The following is a 24,156-nucleotide window of genomic DNA, read 5'->3' as shown; positions in this document are numbered from 1 at the left end:
AAGAATATAGAAATGCCATACATATCCAGGTCCAAGGCTTGGGTTAAATGGATAGGGACTACCATCCTAGGAAGTAAACCGAACTCTTATCGTCGTTACTTCTCCATTATTCGTTTGTATTGTATCCTTCCAGCCTTTTTCATTGAGTGGAGGCGCAATAGGTTGACCTTGCAAATATGGGTCTTTTGCCCATCTAACGTAACTTCCAAAGAACCAGTAGTGAATGCACCACAAAATCCAATCCCTAGCACAGACCAAACCCATAACGGAATTGAATCATGGGTAAGCCAATAGAACAATATGCCAAGGATGAACGATCCGGAAATACACAGCAGGAGGAACAACACCCTAATGATGCTCAATGGGATTGGAGGAAAACCATTTGATACAACGGGAATCCATTCCCCCATTTCAAACCTCAAAAGGGTAACTAAAAAACTATTAACACTCACAGCTTAAATTTGGCTCAAAGCAACACATTTTATTTCTTTCACTTGCTCCAAACGTAAATCATTCGTAATAAACAATTCAGCACCCGCCGCAATGGCGCTAGCTACAATTAATGCATCCGGAGTTTTAAGTCCATAGATCCCCCGTAAGTAAGCAGCACGTTCAGCAACAGAATTATCAACAGGAATAATATTCAAGTTTGGAAAATGAGTAAAGAGAAGCTTATATTGTTTTTCGAGATTCGAGTTACCCTCTCGAATGGGTTTGACCAAAATTTCTGTTAGTGAAACCGCAGAGGCTACCGCTGAATATATACCATCTTCCACTTGCTCCAAAATGGCTTTGGCCTTCTCACCAAACTCGGGAGATTGTTCGAAAACATAAATGAACAAATTCGTATCTATCGCTACATTTTTTATTCCGGTAAGCAATGTTGATTTTACCAACTTTCTCTCTCCTTCTTGACATAGTCATCCGCGGGTTCATTTTCCCACTGATTTTTACCAAGCCCCCATAACTTGTCGGAGAAGGATTTTGGTTTTGGCATAACAATGATTTCTGATCTTACATCGTCATACTGCCAAATCAACTTGTCACCAATATTCAATTTTGCTTTACTTCGAATTTCTTCCGGAATAGTTATCTGATACTTTGAACGAATTTCGCTTTCTGTTTTTATAATATGATCCATCTCTTTCATTCCTTTCTTTTTATCTCACTAAGAAAATTTTATCATTACTTACAATTATATAATCCAACATTAATTCATTATATCCAATTCTAACATTAAAAAAGAGTGTGTGTGGGCTAAGTTCCGATTTTATTTATCAAATTCGCCATAAAACCCCTTGCTTTAGCCATGGGGATATAAGGCAATTTGCTCTGCATCCCTTTAGGGATGTTAAGAGCAAAATTCTTAAATTCTCTCTTTAAAACATGTTAGATAAACTACATTAAACTAACCATTTGTGGTACAATTTACTGTAGGTGATGACATTGAGTAGAAAAGCAGAAAGTAATCATAATATCGTTTTTGATTGTAAATATCATGTTGTTTTTTGTCCTAAGTATCGAAAAAAAGGTACTCAAAGAACCAATTGATACAAGGCTAAAAAGTTTGTTTTTAGAGAAGTCTAAAGCGTTAAACACAGAAATCGTTGAAATGGAAATCATGCCCGATCATGTTCATTTGCTCATCAAATGCGATCCACAGTTTGGAATCCACAAAGTAGTGAAACATTTGAAAGGGTACACGTCAAGAGTGCTAAGACTAGAGTTTAACCATCTAAAAAGTAGACTCCCTTCCCTATGGACAAACTCGTATTTTGTTGCAACCGTAGGTACAGTTCAACTGGATGTAATCAAAAAATATATTGAAAGCCAAAAAGAACGAGGTGAATAGTATTGCTTGTTGCCTACAAATACCGAATATACCCAACAAAAGAGCAAAAACAGAAGATACAATTTACTCTTGAACGCTGCCGTTTGTTGTATAACCGGTTACTAGAGGAACGTATTCTTGCCTACAAACAAGAAGGGAAAACACCGAACTACTACGATCAAGCAAACACGTTCAACGAGCGTAAACAACACATTCCGGCATTAAAGCAAGTGCATTCGCAAGTGTTACAGGATGTTGCGAAACGATTGGATAAGGCGTATCAAGCATTTTTTAGACGAGTGAAGCAAGCCGAGACTCCAGGGTTCCCACGTTTCAAACCACAATCGAGGTACGATTCGTTTACCTATCCGCAAGGCGGGTACACAATCCATGGCAATAAAATAAAGCTATCCAAGATCGGTGAAGTGAAAATAAAACTACATCGAGAACTGCAAGGCAAGATGAAAACCTGTTCCATCATTATCAAAAACGGAAAATACTATGCTTGTTTTTCGTGTGAAGTTGAAGCCAAACCTTTGCCTATAACAAACATGAAGGTTGGTATAGACTTAGGACTCAAACACCTTGCAATACCATCTGAAGGAGAACCGATAGAATCACCCAAATATCTTCGTCTAAGTGAACAACGATTGAAACATCTACAACGTGCCGTATCCAAAAAGAAAAAAGGTTCGAAACGTAGAAGCAAAGCTGTACATCAATTGGCGAAATTGCATGAGCATGTAGCCAATCAGCGAAAAGATCATGCGCACAAAGTTTCTCGTAAACTCGTAAACCAGTACCAATTGATTGCTTTTGAAGATTTAAACGTATTAGGGTTGGTTAAGAACCATCATCTTGCAAAAAGCATTGTTGATGCAGGATGGCAGCAACTCGTACAATTCGTGATGTACAAGGCTGAAAGTGCCGGTCGTCAAGTGGTGCAAGTGAATCCATACAACACATCTCAACAATGCTCCAACTGTGGTGAAATCGTCAAAAAAACACTATCCGAACGAACGCATCAATGTTCTTGCGGATACGTTGCAGATCGGGACGTAAATGCGGCGATTAACATACTAAACCTAGCTTTGAAAAACGTATCGTAACCTAAAAAAGACTAGGCTTGGATAGAGCCTCCAAGGAGGGGAAAGGTTACGATCCCCGATGATCTGAGAAGCCCCTGCCTTTAGGCATGGGAGCATGTCACGTTCTAGGAACTTTATTAGGATGGGATAATTTGAAGCGAACTTACAAGAATAAGGAGGTTTGAGAAACTATCGTCGACGATATGATTGAACTCCCATCTTCCTTATAAGTGTAATAAAAAGAAAGGCCACAATCATCCTTTTGGATGCAGTGGCCTTGTTCTAATTAATTCTTCTGTCGCTGTTAACATAAAACCTATCAGCAAGTTCCTTCATTTCCGCGATGAATGTTTCTGACCAATTAGCAGGGAGTTTATCGACACGGTGGTAACTAATCATATCACCAGTGCTTCGTCTCATCTTAATGATAAAGAACGGGCCCTCTTGCTTATAATGGCGCAGTCCCAACATGACAGGAGATTCATTAAATAAAATAAATAACACTTGGAATCACAACCTTCACCCTTTATCGTGCAGGTTGTCATGGGCAGTTTTATTGTATCACAACACCCTAACCTACGCGATAGATTCTAGATAGCCGCTGTAAATTTCTTTGGAAAAAATCGTATAACTTTGCTTCCGCTTCTTGCTCAATTAGTACAAACTTTAACCTGACGTCTACAATTTTACGGAATTGATCTAACTCTTTCTTCTTTAAAAAGCCCATGGCCATATACTCGTCTAGTTGCAGCATATCAACCTTCCCATATTTCAGGAGAAATTGATCACCCAGCTCTCGGTAGATGGATTCCGCATCATAGGACGGCTTTCCCTCGAGCAACGATACAGAACCAAAATTACAGGAGAGTTTGCGTTCTTTCTTTAAGAGACGGCTTCTCATCATCTCCTCTTTAGCTGCATCGTACCCTTTAACTAATGTGTCTAGGAATTTCCTGTCCTCTCTCCATAACTTAACAAGACGGTCCGGATCTTCCTCACTCAAAAAGGAATAATCTTGTTCAGCAACCCTTCCAGCTAAATTCGGGGAGAATCTTACATACGGTTTTCCTGGAATGATAAACGGGTTAGCCTGGTCTAGATCCTCTGGAGAGTCTTTTAAACGTGTTGAGTCTATTGAAGCGACGAGAGGTAATAAGCCAATATCATTAAGATACTCGTTCATGCCCTCATGGTCTTTTTCGTAGACGTTACAAGAAACAAATTTGCCAATCACCCCTGAATAATTTCTTCTTTTGTGGCCGTATTCGTCTTGGAATTGTCTTACCCTATCCTTGATATAATCAATTTTTGAGTCGATCCGTTTCATCTCTTGATAATGACCTTTTTTAAAAAGGCCTTCCATAATTTTAGCTGCACCTCGGACAAGGATCTTCTTTTTTATGCTCATCGTATTTCCTCCTCAAAATGTAAACTCCCCGCCTAGTATTTGGGGGAGTTGAATGTGAATAATTCAACAATCCCCACTAGGAAGGGAAATTTCAATTTGGAGAGTTTCGTTATTTGATTTCTACTCAGTCACTCAGGATCAAGTTCTAAGAGTAAAATCCATTCTTCTTAAGGGTAATCAACCACGTATTCAAAAACCGATTCAGTTCATTCTTCCTCTTTGGATAAAACTGCTGGCGAGTACCGTCAAGATACACCGTTTGGTACCCAAAGGAATCTTGATAAGATAATGCTTCTGCCATCCTTATATCCGAATGAATCAGAATCTCCATATCAGGATCAGGAACGAGATCACCATTTTGTTTATAGTAATGGGTTAGAGAAATTCTACCGTTACCTAATGATTCAATGGTCAAGTCCATAAAACCCGATGAGTGCATCTTACGAGATTGTTCCGTTCTGATGAATTCAATGATCCCTCCTGTAAGCCGGTCTAACCGATCAAAAACAGTTTCATACACACTTTTCGGTATAGTGGGCGGACATAGTTGGCATTTACCACTTATTGGCCCCTCCATCGAAATGATGGTGTTGGCTACATCGGTATTCATGCACTCGCTGCAGCACTTAGCTGAAAAATTTTTCCCATTCTTGAGTTTGACCGTAACCTTAAATACACTGGATATTGCTGTGGCTTCCTTCGCTCGCATCGATATCAGACTCCTATCAGTCCCTTTTGATTAAGGGACAGTTAATCTAATTTCATTACGTACTTTTAGGGAATAATTAATTATTCTAAAAAGGCAAATCATCGTCAGAAATATCTATCGGTTTTCCGTCATCAATAAAAGGATCTTGTTGTTCACTCGATCTCCCATTTCCGGAACTTGTACCTGCTTCCGATTCACGGTTGGTAGATCCGCTTGATTCAAGGAAGCGCACATTATCGGCAACAACTTCAGTAACATAGACCTTGCGGCCCTCGTTGTTGTCATAATTACGAATCTGAAGGCGGCCTTCAACTGCTGTTAGTCTGCCTTTACGCAAATAGTTCGCACACGTCTCGGCTAACTGCCTCCACGTAACAATATTGATAAAGTCGGCTTCCCGCTCTTTTGATTGCGAACTGGTGAAAGGACGATCTACAGCAAGTGTAAATTGAGTAACCGCTACTCCTGCCGGAGTGTACCGAAGCTCTGGATCTTTGGTCAACCGCCCGATAAGTATGACACGATTCAACATATAAAATCCTCCTCATAGTTAAGCCCCTGCGATACCTTTGAGATAACGGCTTATGGGGCATTGTTTATGTCATTTTTAGCTTGCCTTTCGGATTTGACGCAGAACATTCTTCCCTTTTGCTTCACGGGTTAAAATGTGGCATCTACTACCCTCGGTCAAGTTCAATTTTTCAACTTCTTCAATCATTTCAGATCCGCATGCGAAAACTTCAGTAGGAATTCCCTTATGCTTAAACACCATTTTGAGATAAGGAGATTCTACGTCACCCAGGGCTTCTAAGTCCGATAATTCAAATACAGCATTAGCTGTATCCGGGCTATTGTTACCTTCAGTTTCACCTGAGGGAGACGCTGTGACTGTTTTCTTCTCATCAGTTGACTTTTGAGAATCAGCATCCTGTTTCGCTTTCTCGGTCTTCTTATTAATAGCATCCTGAAGAACATAGTCCATTTGTGAGAATGGCATGCGTTTTTCTTGCATCTTCTTAAACCATTCATCGAAGCCATCTAAGCTGCCTTGTCCCTTCTGATATTTCTCTTTTAAGGCTGCATTTGGATCAATTACTTTTTCCTTCTCAGCTGTCTTGGAAGGTGATTCTGGATTTGAGGTGGTTATGTTGCCTCTACCCTTTCCTTCGGTATTCTTCAAAGATGCAAGATCAGATTCAAAAACTCCGCTCCACCCTTTCTCCTCATAATAAACTTTGTAATCATCAGGAAGGATGCAAACTCCATTTGGAAATCTTGCCGAATGAAGATTGAACTTTTGAAGGAGTGGAAAGTACCTATTGTCACCTTTTGCTTTAACCACTCGGATTCTACCCTGATAGACATCAGAGGCTACTCCTAGAAGGGAAGCACACTTTTTTAACGCATCAGACATTGCTTTCTTTTTGGCATCCATTACTGCTTGTGATGTGGGTGTCTCCTCGTTTTTTTCAATAACCATAGTAGCGTCACCAAATTGAGTTTTTCCGATCCATTCTCCTTTTTCATCCCTAATGGATATCATAGCAAGAATAGAGACGGAGAATAATTTCATGTCCACTTGATTCTCAATTGTTTCCAACCTCCATCCCATTGGGGTGAAGACTTCGTTCAACCTATCGGATGTAGATTGCGGATTCACTGAGGCATAACCTTGATAATTAGCGGCGTATGCATCAAAAGGGAATGGTGCATTTAGCTGATCAAATAAGCTTACTTGGGTCATCGCTTCTCCTCCTGCACATCGATTTTAAATGCCTCTATAAAATAAAAAGTCGAAGTAAGCAAAGAGAGTAATCTCCTTGATACTTCGACTTGAAAGCGCCAAACGCAAAAAAACCTATGACGCAGTATCCTCTTTTTGAATAGGCAGACCTATCCAAAAAATTCATACCGCCCATAGGGTTTTTATCTTCGTAGTCAAGCTCAAAATAGAGCAAAAGTAAGTAACTGCATAAATCATATCATATACTAGGAAGTCATACAATATATTTAGACTACTTACCCTGTCCATCACATCAATTGGAATGTTGTTTTGGACCTATGAAAATCTTCGCTTTATATTGCTGTAGAGATCCCGCTGATCGTTCGTCCGGTTCGCAAATTTGGCATCGTTCAGAATAAAGGTGTAATTTTTTCAATTGATTCGTGTTCTGATAAGCAAAAACCGGCGCATTCTTGAACGGATCTGTCGCCGAATCGGGAGGTTCAAACAAAAAAGTGAGTTAGAGGCGAAAGCCTCGGATCGAAGGGCTACCCTACAGTGCTTATCGGGCCTTGCGAGATAGCACTTATTGTCTCGGAGCGCCGGGACGATCGATAGCCGGGCCGGAATGTCTCCGGCTTCAGTCCTCCAACGGGATCACCGTCATGCACGCGATCGAAATATCGCCATAACCGCCGCTCCAGACGATACTGTTGACGGCGCCCTGTAATAGCCTGACCGTGAGGCCGGTACAGCCGTCGAATTCGTCGTCCCCTCCGGTCGATGGCGCATTGACCAGGGAATAATCGCTGCCGTTGACGTTCAACCGCAGTTTGGCCAGACGCGCCGTCGTCGCATAAGTAATCCGGATTTCCGCGCGTCCGCCGGCCGCTCCGTCCACCCGCTCGAACCGGCAGCAGGCGCCTGCTCCATGCAGGGAGGTGATGACGCTTCTTCCTTCTTGTCGGGCTTCAACAGCCGCGCCGCCGCCGACGACGCAGTCCGCCGCTCCGTAAACCTTCATCCGCGGATTCGGAGCGGGCGCTTCCCCAATCGGATTCACACCCTCCCGGGTCTGCACCACGGTCCGGATCGAGCCGTCCTCATCGAAATGAAGCTCATCGATGCATACGCTTCGCAGCGTGCCTTCACCCGAGATCTCCTGGTTGTGATAGAACAAATACCACCGTCCCTTGAATTCAGCGACAGAGCCATGGGTCGTCGAACAGCCGCAAGGCTCCAGAAAAATTCCCCGGTGGGTCCAAGGACCGAGCGGATGCTCACTGGTGGCGTAGCGCATGCGGTTGTTGCCCTCCAGATTATCCGCGTAGGTCAAATAGTACACGCCGTTTCTTTTGAACACCCACGCCGCTTCATGAAAGTCCTCCAGCCCTTTCATTTCCTTCATGCTGCCCTTGATCGACATCATGTCCTTGTTCAGCTCGCCGCCTTCACATCTGCCGCCGCCCCCGTAATACATATAGGCACGGTTGTCCTCATCCACAAATACCGCCGGATCGATCATGGCAAAACCACCAAGCCCAGGGATATAGCCCTGATCCGTAAAGCCGCTCGCCGGTTTGCCGCTGGTCGCAACGCCGATTTTCCAGGTGTCGTTCCAGTCGGAGCCGCTGGGATGCGGATAATAGAAATAATAGGTGCCATTCTTGTACGCGCAGTCTGGCGCCCACATGAACCCGCCTTCCGGTCTGCCCCAGTTCACCTCGTCTGAGCTCAGAATCTCCCCCTCGTCCCGCCAGTTCACCATGTCGCTGGACGAAAACACATGATACCTGTCCATCAGGTCGCAGCCTCTGGCCGGATCGACGTCATGCGAGGCGTAAATATAAACTCTGCCGTCTTCCCAGACATGGGCGGACGGATCCGCTGTAAAAATGCTGGTAATCACGGGGTTCATCGACGTTGTTTTACTGCAGTCTGCCGGAATGCTTTCTCTTCTCATTATAAAGGTCCTCCTGCGGATATGGAATAATTGAAGCTTATATGGGTTCTGTTCGTAGACATTTACATTTTACATGTCACAAAAATATTTTAAACCAATCCATTGCCATTTGTCTCATAACTAGTGGATTCTCATGTCCGGTTACAGATTCCGTATGCCCGACTCCGTCGTATTCCAAATAATGGTACCACTCAATTCGGCATTCAGGTTTCTTACCCTCAACAGGCACGATTTGATCGTCGTTCCCATTCTGGACAAGCAATGCGACCGGAGGCATTTGAGTGTAATTTCTTAAAGGTGCCGTCATGTCTCGTTCGAATGCACTTGATTTGCTTGATTTTGGCCTTTTCAAATCTCCCTTTGCATTGAAATGCAAGAATTCCGTCAGGGTCAGGCTTGTCTGATGCCGACCGTTTCGATTTTCGCTGGGCCTACCTCCAACCGGTATGCTCCGCTAACTCCGCTTACCACGGCTTCGCCTGGCTTCTCGATAATCGTGCTCTTGTATACCTCAGCCACCGCGAAGGAAGGTAGTACTTCCAGATTGGCAGCCCCCGTCGTTACGTTGAATAGGCGCAAAAATAAATCTCCACTTTCCTCTCCAACTTTTAGCGCACTGAACGCCAGCCTCTCGCCTTCCCAGCGGAGAAACGCATGGTCGGCAGGCAGACTACCGGCATGTACGCCCGTTTGCCGGACTGTCCAAGGCACCGGGAATTGATAGGCTTCGACGTAAGCACCGGATTGAACCACATCCCCGTCGTGCATGATCAGCTTCAGCTGCAGCGTGTGCCGCCCTTTGCACTGGGCTTCCGGCGTCGGGAATACGCCCCAATCCCCAAGCTCGCGAACGCCGCGAAGCAGTGTAACCGCAATCGTGCCGTCAGACTCAAGTACCTCGTATTCGTTCAAGCCAATATTGGCAACTGTCACGCCCGCGCTGCCGTCGCTAATGCTGACGAAGGCGTTCTGATGCTGCGCGTTGCTCGGATTTTGCCATTCCGGCTCTGGCTTGATTGGCCGTTTGGCCAGCTCGTAAATAGAATCCACCGTCACCTCGTCCGCTTGCAGGCCGGTCGGGAACAGCATCCGCACACGGTGGTCTTCCACTGTATTGTCGATCGTGCTCGCAATTCCGATCGAGTGCGAGAATTTCTCCAGCGTAAGCTCCGTCAGCAGTTTCACTTCAACTGTCTCTTTCACTCGCTTCGCCTTGCGGTAGCGAAAAGGTGCCATGGAATGAATCTCTTCGTCCAGCATCCGGTCGGCACCGAGCGGAAGCATCCAGCTGTGCTCGATTCGGTATACGGCGCGCAGCTGCGTGTTTTCAACCAATGTAATCTTGGCTTTCAGGCCTTTAGTCGTAAGCACTTCTTCTCCGTCCGGCTGCTTGTACATATACTCGTTGCCGATATCCCCGGTATCCTCGTAGATGCCGAAACCCTCGAAGCGGTGGCCATTGCTCTTGTCGAGCAGAGCGAATGAGCCATCGGTGGCGATCCAAACCTTTACATGCTCGTTCTCAAGTACCCGCTCCTCCGGAGAGAGCAAAACGCCGGAACCGACGGTTGCGTTCTCTCGTTTGCGCACTTGCGCATAGGAGCGGTATCCGATCCCCGGTACGTCCTGCGCATAAAGCTCGACTTTCACTTGGTAGGCCCAATACGGCCTGCGGAATCGGTCGTCTGGCAGGTCATAGCCGAAAGAAATGCCGATCGGTCGGATAACAGCTTCCACGGGATGTCCCACTGAATCCACGACCATCAATTCTTCAGGCTGGTAGGACTCAAACTCCCTACGCCATTCATAGGGCTTCTTGCCCGGTTCGAAGTATAAGCGCTCCACGTCGACGATCGTCTTCACGACGCCGCTTCTAACATGCCCGCTTGTATTCGTCAGGATGAAAGGACGGGCCGAAGCTTCGCTAAAGCCGGAGGTATCGACGCGGTCCGCAAGAAACGCGGCGCTTTGCTCAGCCAGTGATTCCGCCACCTGCTGCGATTTGGCGAAGCGGGACATCATCTCGCGATGCACCTCATCGACGCTGCACCCGCAAATGCTGTCATGTGGATGGTTTTGAAGCAGCGTCTTCCAGGCGTACAGCAGCTCATGCCGAGGATAGGCGGCTCCCGCGAGGTAAGCCATAGACGCAAGTGGCTCGGCCACCTTCTCCAGGAGTGTCTGGCTCGCAACGTTCGCCTGCTTGATATACACGCGGGCTGAAGCCGTGTTGACCAGCGTCATCCAGCCGTCCGTCCATTGGCTTCTCAGCTCGCCCCTCACCTCGTCAATCTGTCCAAGCCCTTTCGCCTTCAACGCTTCAATATATTCCGGGAAGCTGGAATGGCGGAATTCAATGTTCGGCATCAGCTCTCTCGCCACTTTCATCGCTTGCGATAAATCCTTCTGCAGAGGCTGATGGTCGCAGCCGTTCATAAATAGAAGCTCCGACGTCGAAGCAAACTGCTCCGACTTGGCAAGCTTCTCCTCCCAGTAGTACTTCGCCAGCTCTGGATCCACCGGTACCTCCATACCGTTGTTATACCAATTGGCAAACAGGATGGCCAGAACACGGCTACCATCCGGCGAAGTCCAGAACATCTCCGAATACTTCGACGTATGCGCGTTGCCCTCTTGAATCTGATTGTTGAAGCCGACCGGCTTCACACCGCGGCCGTATACGGCCACTTCGATACCGGCCTGGCTGATGATTTGTGGCGCTTGGCCGATATTGCCGAAGGAATCGGGGAAGTAGCCGACCTTGGCGTAGCCGCCTAATTTATTGGAAGCATGAATGCCTATCAGCAGATTGCGAACATTCGCTTCGCTGCTGATCAGAAATTCGTCCTGCAGGATGTACCAAGGGCCGACGATCAACCTGCCCTGCTTTACCAGTTCGTAGATCCGTTCGGCGCGGTGCGGCATGACTTCCAAGTAATCTTCCAATACAATATATTGCCCATCCAAGTGAAAGCTCTTAAATTCGGGGTCTCTATCAAATGCTTCTATTAAATCCTCCATCAGCTGAACCAGCTTCAGTCGGTGTTTCTCAAAAGGGATATACCATTCTCTATCCCAGTGCGAATGCGCGATAATATGAGCTGTTTTAGCAGACATCTTTTCCATCCCCATCCATGTTTCCATATTTGTTATTCATCCGGTTAAAAAAACTACATTTTGACGGACCCGACCGTCATCCATTTGATATAAGTCTTTTGCTTAAAAGGGAAAGCGATCAAAATCGGAATAATCGTAATCAATGAGCCCGCCATCAGCTCGTTCCATTTTTTAAACGATGCGGAATCGAGGTACATCAGCCCTATAGGGAGCGTAAACATGCTTTGGTCGTTGACGATAATAAGAGTCTCGCTTACAACACTGCGCGTTCAGATTAAGGTATTAGATTTATTTAAAAATCAGAGGTTATCTTACTAACAGTAAGATGGTATCGTGATTTAGTGGAAATGGGGTCTTGCTATGGCTCATACAACCATCATGCGATGGGTTCATGAATTTGGGCCGGAACTAGACAAGCGAATTCGTCCTTATTTGAAGCAGACTAATGATTCCTTTAGGACAGATGAAACCTACATTAAAGTCAAAGGACAATGGAAATATCTTTATAGAGCAGTAGATTCAACGGGAAATACAATTGATTTCATGTTTGTCTGAAAATCGAGATGCTCCCGCGGCCAAACGATTTTTCAAGAAAGCGTCACCTCACAATCAATCGCCACGCGTAATTACCGTCGATAAAAACCAACTTACCCTACCGCAGTCCAGCAATTGAGGGACGAGAAAGCTATGAATCAAGAAACACTACGACAACAAAAATATCTAAGCAATATTATTGAACAAGATCATCGATTCATAAAGAAAGTCATTAAACCAATGCTGGGATTCAAGTCTTTCAGTACTGCAGAGAAAACAATTGCCGGGATAGAAGTCATGCATATGATAAAGAAAGGGCAGGTCGAATACAATCATTCGTCTGTCCTTTCTGCAGTAAAATTAATCAATAAAATACTTGGTTTGACAATATAATCAAGCAACAATATGGAGGCTATCTTTGACCTGATTTAATAGTTGCACCAAAACCCAAAATAGGGGCTTGACCCATCAATCCTATTTGTACGTAGGTTTGGATTTATCCGTCTGATTAGCGTTGACTTCATCAAGGATCTTGCTACCCCCAGCTTTCAGCCAATCGTCCGTATGTTTTTTCCATACGTCTGGAGTTATGTTGTGGTTGATAACCGCACCGTTAACGATTGCGTTCAAATTATCTTCGAAGATTTGGGCTCCTATCTTAGCCTCGGTCTCACTGATAATGAAAGGATTGCGATAATCAGGGAATTCATTTTTGGCGATTTCTTCAAATTTGCCCTTATAGTAATCATAGAGATCCGACAATCCCAAACTGTCCATCCAAACTCGGTTATAATTCCAGTCCACCATACCCGCGTCGCTGAACGGAGTGAGTGACCAGAACGGCTCCATCTGTGGTCGCTTAAAGTCATTCGGTATTTTCTCTTCCGGGAATGGGACTTTCTTGCCGTCTTTAACTTCATAGTTCTTCCCTTCGACGCCATATTTTATCATGTCATGCCCATCGGTCAACTGCCAGTTCAAGTAACGGAAGATGCCATCTGGATCTTTGGCTTTCGCAGACACGTAGAACCCGCGGTCGATCGGCAGCAATGAGCGGACCCCGCCTTTGATGCCGGTAGGGCCAACGAGCGGCGACATGATGCCTACCTTGGCATTCGGTTCTACTTTTCTCAGATCGCTTATTATTGTTGGGTAAGCGCTGTAATGGGACATCATTATGGCGGCATTCCCGGCTTTGAATTTATCCTCGGCCTTACCGGCATTCGGGCTGACGAGGAAGTCGGGATCTATAAGTCCCTTCTTGCTCAGCCCTTGAACCCAGAAGTAGAAGTCTGTCTGCTCAGGAGTGAGGTAGAACTGAACAAGCTTGTTGGGATTGTCCTTAGATGGTTGCCAACCTTTCAGGCTTGCCCCGAACGACGTGGCCAGGTCCTTCATCGTCCACATGTCACTGAGTGTCAGCGGGATCTTTTTCACTCCGTTGATCTGTGTGTCCTTAAATTTCTGAAGCGCAGCCTCGTAGTCTGCTATTGTTTTTGGCTCAGGAATCTTCAACTGTTCGAACCAATCTTGGCGATAATAGACCATGAACTCCACGTCAGGATTGGTAATGTTCGGCAGGAAGTAAATATTACCGTCTTTATCTTTTAACAGGTCCCAAACCGATTGCGGAATCGCTTTCTTTATCTCAGGAAATTTGTCTAGATAACCGTTGATTGGCAGAAAAGCGCCTTGCTTCTGAGTGTCCCTCCAAAATGGATCATTCGGAGCTGAACCCCACATCACGTCAGGAATTTTACCGGAAGCGATAATAGTCTTGGCCTTGGTATTGTAATCTGAGACCGGGACGATCTGAACATCGATGTCAACGTTCGCCTTCTGAAACAATTCCTTCTCGTACGCACCACCCTTCTGATAGGTCGCTGGCCCCCACACCGGCTTCAAATAGGAGAATTTCGTCGGATTGCCAGAAGCAGAACTCTTGGGCGTGCCGCCCGACCCCTTGCCCACTGACGTCGTGTCGGAGTTTCCATTCGATCCGGTGCACCCTAAGATGGAAACAAGGAACAGTGTAGAAATCAGCAAAGCGGTAAACTTTTTCATTGACTTCAACTCCCTCTGATTATGATTTATGAGAATCTACAGAATAGATTGTCATTCGATTAGCCCTTTACCGATCCAATCATGATGCCTTTAACGAAGTACTTCTGCAGGAAAGGGTACACGAGCATGATTGGCGCGATCGCGAAGATGATAGCGGCCGCTTTAATATTGTCTTGGGTAACAACGATTTTGCTCGGATCCATAATTTGCGGGATTGCCCCCATGTTCATCATGTTTTGATCGATAATAATCGAACGAAGCACAACTTGGAGCGGCCATTTGGTATTGTCGTTCATGAAAATCAGGCCAGTCATATAATCGTTCCAATGCCCGACCGCATAGAAAAGACCTATCGTTGCGATAACCGGTTTGGAGAGCGGCAGGATAATTTTCCAAAGAATCGTGAACTCGTTGGCGCCGTCAATCGACGCCGATTCCTCCAAGGCCTCCGGAATGGACCAGAAGAAATTCCTCATCAGCACGAAATTGAACGGAGTCACTAGCCCACCGATGATAAACACCCATAACGAATTCAGTAGACCCAGATCCTTCATCAGAATGTAGTAAGGAATCAGCCCTGCGCCAATCAGCATGGGAATAATAATTACCCAAGTGAAGAAGGAATACCCGGGCACCTTGGGCTTCGATAACCCGTAGGCAGCGGATGCAGTAAACAGCAAATTGGCGAACGTTCCAGCCACGGTTATGAATACTGTGATTAGGAAGGAATGGACCAATATAGACGTCCCGAATATATAATTGTAAGCGCTAAAGGAGAATTTATGGGGAAATAGCATCATAGGATGCAGCCGGATTTGCGACGCTTCGCTGAAAGAGATGGCGAGTACGTTCAAGATGGGAATGAACGTGACCAATCCGAGCAGACACAAAATCAAATAAATAAGGGTTTGCGCCCACCACGGGTTCTTGTTAAATATCGAGGCGCTCCTTGATCGGATTTTACGCTTCTCCATTCTTGCGGCTAAGTTGATGTCCGTCACCACAAAGACCTCCCTTCCCATTTCTTGACCATGGAATTCGCTGAGATAATTAAGATGCAGCTGACCACCCCTTTGAAAATACCAACAGCCGTAGCCATGGAGTAATCGCTCGACAATATCCCGGTACGGAACACATAAGTGTCAATTATGTCTGCAACATCGTAGACCGACGGGTTATACATATTGAAGACTTGGTCAAAGCCCGCATCTAATATGCTCGCCAAGTTCAAAATAAACATCAGAACGATAATCGGCCTCAATCCGGGCAGCGTAATATGCCAGATCTGTCGTAATCGCTTGGCGCCGTCGACCCTCGAAGCTTCGTAGAGCTCCGGATCGATACCCGCGATGGCCGCCAGGTAAATGATCGCTCCCCAGCCGAATTCCTTGACAATGCCGGTCGTGATCATCATGGGGCGAAAGAGATGCGTGTCCGTAAGGAATTGAACGGGTTGCATTCCGATATTCGTAAGTATCGTATTGATAATCCCAGTCGGTCCGACGAAGTTCATGGCGATGCCCGCAAAAACGATCCACGACAGGAAATGGGGGAAATAAGTAACGGTTTGGACCGTCTTCTTGAACAACATGTTCTTGACTTCGTTCAGCATTATCGCGAACAGGATCGGGATAGGGAACCCGAAGATTAACCCGTACATATGGATGATGATCGTATTCTTCAGAACGGAAAAGAATTTAGCGGAGGAAAAGATGTAGCGGAAGTTATCCAATCCCACCCATGGGCTCGCACCAATTCCTTTGAACGCCATGTACTTTTTGAAGGCGATTGTCAATCCATAGAATGGGAAGTAAGCGAAAATAACGAAATAAATGATCGAAGGGATGAAGAAGAGGTACATGAACCGATACCTCCACACATTCTTCTTGAGCTCCGACATTCGCTTGTGGGCACGGTGTTCGATTACCATATCCATCATGCAGGCACCTCCATTCGTTCTTGATTGATTCTTAGCGGGAAAAACAGTGGTCCACTGCGGTAACACCGAGCGGCGCGCTCTTCGATTGTGACGGTTGCGGCTAAGCCAGTTGTTCTCGCGCCTAGCGTAATGATCTCGTAAGGCTTCAGAGAGACGATAGGATCTTTGATGCAAGGAATCCGTTTGTGATAAGTAATGAGAAGTGATTTGGTGTGAAGCGTTTTCAAAACCAGAGAGCCGACTAACGTATACCAACCGTAAGCTGGCTCCGCAGTTTGCCGTATATCGTAGATAAGTCCGTTGGCAGCGACTGTTCAGTTATCTAATAATTCGGAAAATTATTTTTGTGAGGCTCTGCCAAAGGGTCGATCTCCTCTTAAAGATAGTCCGTCCGCTATCGGTCGATTGCTGCTTTATCTACAAGTAAGCGGATTCATAATTGCCTAAAGCGATACTGATGAAACCGACAGGCTCCACGCTCTACCGAACACAGTACCCTCGATGCGCTTGCCCTATGTTACCGAAGGGGTCCGGAAAATAGCTTGTGAGAAATTCGTCTTGCGGGATATACTAAGAAACTATATGTAGCTTACCTTCCTGCTCCAACCCACGAAAGTCTTCCGTACTTTCCAATCTAACTTGCGGGCAATCCTCCAAAATAAACGTTTAGCCGTTGAGATGAAAGCTGTTAATATCCAGATCTTGATCGCAAAGTATAATCAATTGATCATCCATTCGTTTAAGCGAAATGTGTGCCCCTCAAACGCCAGGTACCACTCACGATCTCTTGAGAAATAATGCACACAGACAAGGCGTGCACGTTTTTCACGCAATTCCCCTCCCCTGTTGACTATTTGTTATAGTACGTATTTACATGTAATAATGTTTGTTGCATTATTGATAATATCAGCGAATTGAGTATTTGTCAATAATATATTTACATTTATTCAAGTAAGTTGTATATTTGTATTATTAACTAGGAGGTGGCACTTAGCTTGGAACAACTGACCAAACGTATCCCCCATTATATGCAAATTAGAACCTTCGTGACGGATCGAATTCATCAGCAGCTATGGAAGGAGGGTGATCGGGTTCCCTCTGAGAACGATCTAGCCTCACAATTCGGCGTGAGCCGAATTACGGTTAAGAACGCGTTGGATAGCCTGGTCAAAGAAGGCCTTATATACCGCATTCAAGGCAAAGGAACTTTCGTATCAGTTAGCGGAGGGGAACCTGCTCTTTACAAAAAAGCTCTTGCTGCTTCTCAGCCTCTTGTCGCATATATTACGCCGTTTCTGAATAATTCTTTCACGGCACGTCTGTTAAGCGGAATAGAAGAGGAACTCTCGCAGAAGGGGCACAAGGTCATTATCTCGATGTCGGAAGGTTCTCTGGAGAAGGAGAAACAACTTATTCAGGAATCGTTGGCGTTAGGGGTACGGGGGATATTGGTTTTTCCCGTGGACGGGGAGAAGTACAACGAAGAAATCATTCAGCTCACAATGTCCGGATTCCCAATCGTTCTGATCGATCGGGATCTACCTGGGTTGTACACTTATTGTGTGTGTTCCGATCATGCCGGCGGAGCCTATGCGGCAACCCGACATTTAATCCAAATGGGGCACAAATCCATCGCCTTCTTATCGGCAAGCGTTCCGTTCACTGGCAGTACTGAGGAGCGGTTGGCTGGATACGAGAAGGCATTGGCAGACGCATCCATGCCGATCTTGCATCATTATCGGCTGCAGATCACCAAACTAGAGGACATCGTGATATTCCTTGAACAAAATCCCGAAATTACGGCCGTGTTCGCTGAAAATGCAGGCGTTGGGCAAGAGGTCTTCGAAGCAGCATCGATGAAAGGCATCTCGATACCCGAGCAGTTGTCCATCACCTTCTTCGACGACTTCGATTACCCGAATCTGGCCGTCATACCTCCGACCGTGGTAGTACAGCAAGATCAGAATATCGGAAGAGAGTCGGCCAAGCTTTTACTTGCGGTCATGAACAACACCAACCACGAAAAGCAGAAGGTGCTCTTGCCCACGAAGCTGCTTCAGCGCAATTCGACCGGCGCGCCTCGGTGAAAATCCGTTGAGATCAGATGAGATCACAGAAATCAGGATTTCCATCTGCTGACGGAAGCCCCAATTCAATAAAAGTTGACATACTCAGTATAATCGAGCGTTTGTGGAAAAAAGTTCGCTTGTTTTGTTACTTTAGAAAAACTTCACGATATCAAGGTTTACTTTGCAGATATCCCCTATTCCTCTTTGGCTTCGTACATATGAGAGGATTGGATTCAAACTGATTGGTGAGGTTCATAAGGGGTTCCACGATGAATCTGTTTATTGTTTGAAGCTAAGGGTTTTGGTGCAACTATTAAAACAGATCAAAGATAGCCTCCATATTGTTGCTTGATTATATTGTCAAACCAAGCATTTTATTGATTAATTCTACTGCAGAAAGGACAGACGAATGATTGTATTCGACCTGCCCTTTCTTTATCATATGCATGACTTCTATCCCGGCAATTGTTTTCTCTGCAGTACTGAAAGACTTGAATCCCAGCATTGGTTTAATGACTTTCTTTATGAATCGATGATCTTGTTCAATAATATTGCTTAGATATTTTTGTTGTCGTAGTGTTTCTTGATTCATAGCTTTCTCGTCCCTCAATTGCTGGACTGCGGTAGGGTAAGTTGGTTTTTATCGACGGTAATTACGCGTGGCGATTGATTGTGAGGTGACGCTTTCTTGAAAAATCGTTTGGCCGCGGGAGCATCTCGATTTTCAGACAAACATGAAATCAATTGTATTTCCCGTTGAATCTACTGCTCTATAAAGATATTTCCATTGTCTTTTGACTTTAATGTAGGTTTCATCTGTCCTAAAGGAATCATTAGTCTGCTTCAATAAGGACGAATTCGATTGTCTAGTTCCGACCCAAATTCATGAACCCATCGCATGATGGTTGTATGAGCCATAGCAAGACGAAAGTAGGACAAAAATTCTCCGCAGATAAGGCTCAGCTACCGTTAGCAGCTTAAAAACTAAAACCGCAACCCAGACACGTAGATTGGCTCATTCTCAGGATTTCACAAAGAAAGCACGGAGTACCGAGATTGTTCCGCTTTAGGGCGTAGACCCGTTCCGTTAACGTTGATCGGACTCCACACCTTGGATAGATAGGACTAAGGAATGTGAGGGCGTAGACCCGTCGAGATTTGGGAGAGTGAATCCCAAGGACCTTGTGGAGAGAGACGTGCAGCAAACATTTTTAATGGAAGATGCTGTAAATCAATCAGCACCTTCTGTTCCCGCATGCGCTCAAAACGGATCTGCCCAGTCACATTATCCACTCTTTAAACTCCTACTTAACAAGGCACGTGAAATCCTGCGAATGAGCGAGCATTCGTGAGAAAAACCTTATTCTCTGAGGGAGTTGAGTAAAGAACTATCGAGTAAATTTCTTTTTCATTATTTTCTGTCTAGACTGGGGGCGGAAGACGCGGTTCAAGAAGCCGTCCCGGGCGATCGTGACCTCGCGGGTCGTGAAGTCGATCGTCGCGAGGATCTTGCCGCGACCGCGTATGCCTGCGTACCTGCCGGTGCCATTGACGAATGTCCATGTGCCCTTGGCGAACGAGCGGGTGGTCGAAGGGAATGGGATTACCTTGGCCCTCGTGAAGCCGGTGATCGTCCCGACCGAGCTCGTGAGCGTGAACGGGCTGGTCAGGATGCCGCCGGTTCCGATCTGGAAGTTGGCAGTGACCGTCCCCGAGTCGTTCACTGCGCCTGCCGCGACGAACGTTCCCGTCTGTGTTCCTGTGCCCGTGGCTGGATCGAACATCGTTATCGTCGCCCGCTCCGTCAGCACCACCCTCGTGCTCAGGATCTTCGGCATCTTTTTACTTGATCTAGAAAACTTACTTATATCCATTTTTTCACCTTCGCCTTTTTTTTAAAATACCTTATGTGAAGGTGATACTCTCGGAAACGGCTGTTACTACTGGGAATTAAAATTGGGTATATAGAATCTCTCTGAGCAATACTTGCATATTCTTTGTCAAACTCTTCTGCCCGTTAGCTTATACCTGCAAGTTTAACTTTTTATCAAATCCCTTAATTTGTTTGCGTATGTTACTGGGATTTTCACCAGTGGTCTAGTGGTGGATCAGTCAATCCATTGATAATTACTTGTGTTCATGTTTAAGTTCCAATTTGTTACAAGTTTTTTGAAAAGTTTCTTCGATCGGTACTTCTTGCCATATCATATAATTTAAAAGAAAATCATCCCAAAATTGGCAAAAGGAAATCTCTGGTTTTAGTCTGTCCCGAGCAATATACCATTCAAAAACCGTTAGTCTGATTTTTTCCAGGTTATCACCTCACTCCAAGTTATTTCACCGGAGTTATGTGGTGCCGTTGCCCAAAAAAACTGTCTCTTTCTCATTAACCATTCCTCGAAACTGATTGGCTCTATCTTGATGAAATTTCCTTAATTGCTCTTGATACTGAGACATTTGATTGTGCCATTCATACATTTGTTTAAAATAAGCTTCATGATTTCTGTCATACATTGGCATCTGTCCGTACATTCACTTACCTCCTATTTTTTTGTGCTATTGTCTATCCAACATTAGTCTATGAAGACGGTTAAAGTGAGAACACGGTAGTTGCCTATAATAATCAATTATATTTGGGTTACCTAATTTTCATTCATACATAAAATCCCCACCGGCCCAAGCTAGTGGGGGAAGGAACATTTCCGTAGACTAGGAATATTTCAAATGGTAGATTGTTGATCACGAGCAATTACGGGAATTGCTTGGCCTGTTAATGATGGCAGATTATATGGATATCATGATTGGTTTTACCTCTATACTGACTTGCTTTACCCTAACTCACAATAAACAGGCTACAAAATCCGCATTTAAAATAACAAATATAAAATTAATATGAATAAAATAAAAAGTAGAGAACACAAGCTATTGATAGAGGAGGAGATAAATATGGCTACTAAAAATAGTCGATTGGAAGAACTTCATCGCGAATGGAATCTCGCAAGATCAGCTTTTTATAAGAATCCAAATAAAACAACGGAAAGAAAAATGGATTCAGCGCTTCTATTGTATTTAAAAGAACCGGATCTCGCCAAGCTACGCATGCATACCAACTGCATTTGAAGCAACTGCTTGCCGAGTATGACCTGGCCTGCGAGCAGCTGCAGGTCGTAGAGCAGGAGATCGTCGCTGTACTAGAGCGCATCCCCTTTGCAAAATCCATGCTTGCGATCAAAGGAATTAGTGCAACTTCCAATGTGAACATGAAGAAGATGAAGAAAATGAAGTCCATTATGAAGCTCTGCGGTAAATTGGCTCGCATCTTGGTGGGGATGGCTCGCAGTGGTCAAGCCTACACGCCTATGAAAACATGGCCACTTGAGCAAGCAGCTTAAACCTCAATACCGTTTTGTAAGACGTAGATTGGCTTATTCGCAGGATTTCAAAGAAATCACGGAGGGGCTATGACCCGTTGAGACATGGGAGTGAAAACCTCCGAGGGTGGCGTGGAGAATGCGTGCAGTATATGGAAAAAATGGAGATAAACACACTTTCCTTTATTCCCGCATGCTTTCATGTTGCCCGAGTATAGTACGGTCACCCCCCACTCATCCTAAACTCTTAACCAAAGACGTGAAATCCTGCGAATAAGCGAGCAAGCGTGAGAAAACTGAATCGTACCGAGGGAGTTCAACGAGTTGCAAAAACGACAAGAACTTGACCTAATTCAGCGTATTTTAATTGGAAAAAGACTAATAGAATTTGACCTCCAGCGATTCATGGGAGTAAAAGCGAATCAACAAAAGTATCAAATTGAACAGGCTGAGCAACAACTTCTATACTTTTTAACGCTCGAATCAAGGGCCGTATCACCCATTACTGACCAACTATCGTCATTTTGGTTTTTTCAGGCAGAGGGAAGGGGACTTGTAGACAAGATACCTGCAAGAAGAATAACAACAAAAGCAAGAAGTAACTCTGTTCGAATACTCTGGAACAATTTGTGAATAAAGAGTTTTGCCTTTGTCTCTTCTGTGTCTATCTTCAAATTTTCTATTCTCGGAATAATCAAGTAACGATGATATGCCGCAATAACAAGCGTCAGTGAAAACACGGCGATTTTGCAGAGTAATATTTCCCCATACAATGAAGTAAATAGCTCCTTCCATCCTCCAAAACGATAAAGGCTCAATAACAGGCCCGACACCGAGACTAAGATAATCATAGGTAATGCGATGTACGAAAACCGTTTCAATAACCTGTTCATGAGTTGCAGGGAAGAAATATCACGATGGAGGCGGTACGATTGAAGCATCAACCCGCATAGTCCCCCAAACCAAACTGCTGCAGCCAGCATATGTACTGTGTGGGAAATCAATTGAAGTACCCGAGCGGATTCGCTGCTATAAGCGTGTCCGGTAAATGCGAACGATACCATCAACGCAGTTAAAATAAGAAATTTGATCCATCTGGACACTTTTAAATTAGTCATGCTTGTAAAGGTCAGCATAAGTAATAGAATTAAAAGAACGAGCCGTAACCAACTTACTGCCCCGAGCATCGTGGTCGAGAATATCGCACCCGCTTTTTGCCAGAGTTGCAGATCACCCAACCCACTATGAGTTAAACTGGATGCAATAAGCAAAATGTCGCACGCTCCTGTCAAAACCCACACCAGAATGCCGCTTAATATCAACCATTGTTCAGCTTTCATAGAAGATGAGGCATAATCAACCGGTTGCTTTGTCTCTCCCGAAACCCAGTAACGGAAAAATAAAAATCCGCTTATCAATATTGCCATGACAATTTCTGAAGTTCGCAATAACGTTTTCCATCCATAGCTGAATCGATCATGAATAAGGTTCATATTAGACTCTTGTTGCTGTATCTGATCATTTTGGGGATCAGCATTATGAAGTGGGTCTGCGGCAGGTAAGGTCTTTTGGTCCGTTAAAACACCTGCTTGTTTCGTAATATTCTGGTCTTTTTCGGACTGTGCAGGTGCAGTAATTTGATTTGAAACTTGCGAATCTTTTCCTGAGTTGTTGCTGTCAATTTTGGGTTCATTTCCTGTTTCTCTGTTACCTTTGTTTTCGCTTGCAAAGGGTCCTCCCTTTTCAGGAATAGAAGTGTTTGCGGCGTTATGGTTTTCTTGTTTCATAGGAGTCTGAGACGGAAGAGTTGCAGGGTCACTATGCATTTTCGACATATCCATACCAGGTGATACCCCAGGAGAAGCAAAGTGATCTCCCTTATTTTCTTGATGAACCGGAGGGGTACTGTCCAACGAAACCGTATCTTTCGGCCGATTAACAGGAAGTGGAACTCCAACTGAAAAACGAAAGCTTCCATCTGTGGTATGGGTATCCAGGGATAGCGCCTGCCACTGCACTTTATAAACTCCCTTTTCTAAGTGGGGAAGCTCCAGAATGAGCCACAGGTTGTCTTGACCTTTCTGTTTGGCTGTGATCAACTTTCCGGTGCCGTCCAGAAGGGTTAATATGCTGAGATTAGTATCGATTTTTTCAGTAAATTTCACACGAAGTTCAGTAGGAGGATCCTTTAATTCTGATTCTTGAAGCGGAATAGACGTTGCAATGTAGGCATGAGCCGATACAAATTTAGGACAATAAGATAAGCAGAGGATCAAAAGAACACTTAAAAGCGCTGCAAGCTTACGCAAAAAATTCACATCCTCAACAGAGCTAATCAAA

Annotated in this window: 19 protein-coding genes and 4 pseudogenes; 6 read left to right on the top strand and 17 right to left on the bottom strand. The window is 44.8% G+C overall.

What is annotated here, in order from left to right; genetic code table 11:
* Positions 1-455 precede the first annotated feature (455 nt).
* Both BLV33_RS28560 and BLV33_RS28555 read right to left on the bottom strand, forming a co-directional pair.
* A complete protein-coding gene (locus tag BLV33_RS28560) occupies positions 456-896 on the bottom strand; it encodes a type II toxin-antitoxin system VapC family toxin (protein WP_090799800.1) in 441 nt (146 codons plus the stop codon).
* Positions 890-1,150, bottom strand: a complete 261-nt coding sequence (locus tag BLV33_RS28555; protein ID WP_090799798.1) for an AbrB/MazE/SpoVT family DNA-binding domain-containing protein — start codon at positions 1,148-1,150, stop codon at positions 890-892. Before BLV33_RS28555 ends, BLV33_RS28560 begins: the two co-directional genes overlap by 7 nt.
* A gap of 290 nt (positions 1,151-1,440) precedes the next feature.
* On the opposite strand from BLV33_RS28555, the pseudogene tnpA reads away from it, so the two are divergent.
* Together tnpA and BLV33_RS28545 are read left to right on the top strand one after the other, a co-directional pair.
* A pseudogene (tnpA, locus tag BLV33_RS28550) lies at positions 1,441-1,852 on the top strand (IS200/IS605 family transposase).
* Between the two features lie 2 nt (positions 1,853-1,854).
* A complete protein-coding gene (locus tag BLV33_RS28545) occupies positions 1,855-2,940 on the top strand; it encodes an RNA-guided endonuclease InsQ/TnpB family protein (protein WP_090799537.1) in 1,086 nt (361 codons plus the stop codon).
* Between the two features lie 550 nt (positions 2,941-3,490).
* Here the strand turns inward: BLV33_RS28545 and BLV33_RS28535 are convergent.
* The 7 genes from BLV33_RS28535 to BLV33_RS28505 form a co-directional block, all read right to left on the bottom strand.
* Positions 3,491-4,327 (bottom strand): hypothetical protein, encoded by an 837-nt coding sequence (locus BLV33_RS28535; RefSeq protein ID WP_090799796.1) that lies wholly within the window; start codon positions 4,325-4,327, stop codon positions 3,491-3,493.
* A 145-nt stretch (positions 4,328-4,472) separates the two neighbouring features.
* Positions 4,473-5,036, bottom strand: a complete 564-nt coding sequence (locus BLV33_RS28530; protein WP_090799793.1) for a DUF1249 domain-containing protein — start codon at positions 5,034-5,036, stop codon at positions 4,473-4,475.
* An 85-nt stretch (positions 5,037-5,121) separates the two neighbouring features.
* On the bottom strand, positions 5,122-5,568 hold the full coding sequence (gene ssb / locus BLV33_RS28525; RefSeq protein WP_090799791.1) for a single-stranded DNA-binding protein: 447 nt from the start codon (positions 5,566-5,568) through the stop codon (positions 5,122-5,124).
* A 75-nt stretch (positions 5,569-5,643) separates the two neighbouring features.
* On the bottom strand, positions 5,644-6,780 hold the full coding sequence (locus BLV33_RS28520; RefSeq protein ID WP_090799788.1) for a Rad52/Rad22 family DNA repair protein: 1,137 nt from the start codon (positions 6,778-6,780) through the stop codon (positions 5,644-5,646).
* A 619-nt stretch (positions 6,781-7,399) separates the two neighbouring features.
* Positions 7,400-8,722 carry a family 43 glycosylhydrolase gene (locus BLV33_RS28515; protein WP_090799786.1) on the bottom strand — a complete coding sequence of 441 codons (1,323 nt, stop codon included), beginning with the start codon at positions 8,720-8,722 and terminating at the stop codon, positions 7,400-7,402.
* A gap of 76 nt (positions 8,723-8,798) precedes the next feature.
* Positions 8,799-9,029 (bottom strand): hypothetical protein, encoded by a 231-nt coding sequence (locus BLV33_RS28510; protein ID WP_171909425.1) that lies wholly within the window; start codon positions 9,027-9,029, stop codon positions 8,799-8,801.
* A gap of 83 nt (positions 9,030-9,112) precedes the next feature.
* Positions 9,113-11,839 carry an alpha-mannosidase gene (locus BLV33_RS28505; RefSeq protein ID WP_090799849.1) on the bottom strand — a complete coding sequence of 909 codons (2,727 nt, stop codon included), beginning with the start codon at positions 11,837-11,839 and terminating at the stop codon, positions 9,113-9,115.
* A gap of 360 nt (positions 11,840-12,199) precedes the next feature.
* Between BLV33_RS28505 and BLV33_RS28500 the strand changes: the two are divergent.
* A pseudogene (locus tag BLV33_RS28500) lies at positions 12,200-12,766 on the top strand (IS6 family transposase).
* Between the two features lie 81 nt (positions 12,767-12,847).
* Here the strand turns inward: BLV33_RS28500 and BLV33_RS28495 are convergent.
* From BLV33_RS28495 to BLV33_RS28485, 3 genes are read right to left on the bottom strand one after another with little or no spacing between them, the layout of a single operon-like run.
* Positions 12,848-14,437 (bottom strand): extracellular solute-binding protein, encoded by a 1,590-nt coding sequence (locus BLV33_RS28495; RefSeq protein WP_090799781.1) that lies wholly within the window; start codon positions 14,435-14,437, stop codon positions 12,848-12,850.
* Between the two features lie 59 nt (positions 14,438-14,496).
* A complete protein-coding gene (locus BLV33_RS28490) occupies positions 14,497-15,438 on the bottom strand; it encodes a carbohydrate ABC transporter permease (RefSeq protein ID WP_216234893.1) in 942 nt (313 codons plus the stop codon).
* The gene (locus BLV33_RS28485) at positions 15,435-16,376 is read right to left on the bottom strand and encodes an ABC transporter permease (protein WP_253187297.1); all 942 of its coding nucleotides are present in this window, start codon (positions 16,374-16,376) and stop codon (positions 15,435-15,437) included. The genes BLV33_RS28490 and BLV33_RS28485 overlap by 4 nt, the downstream gene beginning before the upstream one ends.
* Positions 16,377-17,371: 995 nt before the next feature.
* On the opposite strand from BLV33_RS28485, the gene BLV33_RS28480 reads away from it, so the two are divergent.
* Positions 17,372-18,463 (top strand): GntR family transcriptional regulator, encoded by a 1,092-nt coding sequence (locus BLV33_RS28480; protein ID WP_090799779.1) that lies wholly within the window; start codon positions 17,372-17,374, stop codon positions 18,461-18,463.
* A 334-nt stretch (positions 18,464-18,797) separates the two neighbouring features.
* Here BLV33_RS28480 and BLV33_RS30355 read toward each other — a convergent pair.
* The 4 genes and pseudogenes from BLV33_RS30355 to BLV33_RS28460 all read right to left on the bottom strand — a co-directional run bounded on the left by BLV33_RS30355 (position 18,798) and on the right by BLV33_RS28460 (position 20,977).
* Positions 18,798-19,292: pseudogene (locus BLV33_RS30355) on the bottom strand (DDE-type integrase/transposase/recombinase).
* Between the two features lie 278 nt (positions 19,293-19,570).
* Positions 19,571-19,738, bottom strand: a complete 168-nt coding sequence (locus BLV33_RS29630) for a hypothetical protein (protein ID WP_171909422.1) — start codon at positions 19,736-19,738, stop codon at positions 19,571-19,573.
* 95 nt (positions 19,739-19,833) lie between these two features.
* Positions 19,834-20,319, bottom strand: coding sequence for a hypothetical protein (locus BLV33_RS28465; RefSeq protein ID WP_090799773.1), 486 nt, complete (start codon positions 20,317-20,319; stop codon positions 19,834-19,836).
* Positions 20,320-20,791: 472 nt separating this feature from the next.
* Positions 20,792-20,977 (bottom strand): hypothetical protein, encoded by a 186-nt coding sequence (locus tag BLV33_RS28460; protein ID WP_090799772.1) that lies wholly within the window; start codon positions 20,975-20,977, stop codon positions 20,792-20,794.
* Positions 20,978-21,391: 414 nt separating this feature from the next.
* Between BLV33_RS28460 and BLV33_RS29625 the strand changes: the two genes are divergently transcribed.
* Positions 21,392-21,565, top strand: coding sequence for a hypothetical protein (locus BLV33_RS29625; protein WP_171909421.1), 174 nt, complete (start codon positions 21,392-21,394; stop codon positions 21,563-21,565).
* A pseudogene (locus BLV33_RS28455) lies at positions 21,526-21,837 on the top strand (IS110 family transposase); the annotation flags it as partial. The gene BLV33_RS29625 and the pseudogene BLV33_RS28455, both read left to right, overlap by 40 nt.
* Positions 21,838-22,349: 512 nt before the next feature.
* Here the strand turns inward: BLV33_RS28455 and BLV33_RS28450 are convergent.
* Positions 22,350-24,125, bottom strand: coding sequence for a copper resistance CopC/CopD family protein (locus tag BLV33_RS28450; protein WP_171909420.1), 1,776 nt, complete (start codon positions 24,123-24,125; stop codon positions 22,350-22,352).
* Between the last annotated feature and the right edge of the window lie 31 nt (positions 24,126-24,156).

Source organism: Paenibacillus sp. GP183 (genome assembly GCF_900104695.1).
Lineage (GTDB): Bacteria > Bacillota > Bacilli > Paenibacillales > NBRC-103111 > Paenibacillus_AI.
The sequence above is the reverse complement of the archived record's forward strand: the minus strand, read 5'-3'. Positions and strand labels throughout refer to the sequence as shown.

Bases quoted from the DNA above. Each gene is read 5' to 3' on its own strand.
- BLV33_RS28555 (WP_090799798.1), bottom strand. From the start codon at position 1,150: ATGAAAGAGATGGATCATATTATAAAAACAGAAAGCGAAATTCGTTCA.
- BLV33_RS28535 (WP_090799796.1), bottom strand. From the start codon at position 4,327: ATGAGCATAAAAAAGAAGATCCTTGTCCGAGGTGCAGCTAAAATTATG.
- BLV33_RS28530 (WP_090799793.1), bottom strand. From the start codon at position 5,036: ATGCGAGCGAAGGAAGCCACAGCAATATCCAGTGTATTTAAGGTTACG.
- ssb (WP_090799791.1), bottom strand. From the start codon at position 5,568: ATGTTGAATCGTGTCATACTTATCGGGCGGTTGACCAAAGATCCAGAG.
- BLV33_RS28520 (WP_090799788.1), bottom strand. From the start codon at position 6,780: ATGACCCAAGTAAGCTTATTTGATCAGCTAAATGCACCATTCCCTTTT.
- BLV33_RS28515 (WP_090799786.1), bottom strand. From the start codon at position 8,722: ATGAGAAGAGAAAGCATTCCGGCAGACTGCAGTAAAACAACGTCGATG.
- BLV33_RS28510 (WP_171909425.1), bottom strand. From the start codon at position 9,029: ATGACGGCACCTTTAAGAAATTACACTCAAATGCCTCCGGTCGCATTG.
- BLV33_RS28505 (WP_090799849.1), bottom strand. From the start codon at position 11,839: ATGTCTGCTAAAACAGCTCATATTATCGCGCATTCGCACTGGGATAGA.
- BLV33_RS28495 (WP_090799781.1), bottom strand. From the start codon at position 14,437: ATGAAAAAGTTTACCGCTTTGCTGATTTCTACACTGTTCCTTGTTTCC.
- BLV33_RS28485 (WP_253187297.1), bottom strand. From the start codon at position 16,376: ATGATGGATATGGTAATCGAACACCGTGCCCACAAGCGAATGTCGGAG.
- BLV33_RS28465 (WP_090799773.1), bottom strand. From the start codon at position 20,319: ATGGATATAAGTAAGTTTTCTAGATCAAGTAAAAAGATGCCGAAGATC.
- BLV33_RS28460 (WP_090799772.1), bottom strand. From the start codon at position 20,977: ATGTACGGACAGATGCCAATGTATGACAGAAATCATGAAGCTTATTTT.
- BLV33_RS29625 (WP_171909421.1), top strand. From the start codon at position 21,392: ATGGCTACTAAAAATAGTCGATTGGAAGAACTTCATCGCGAATGGAAT.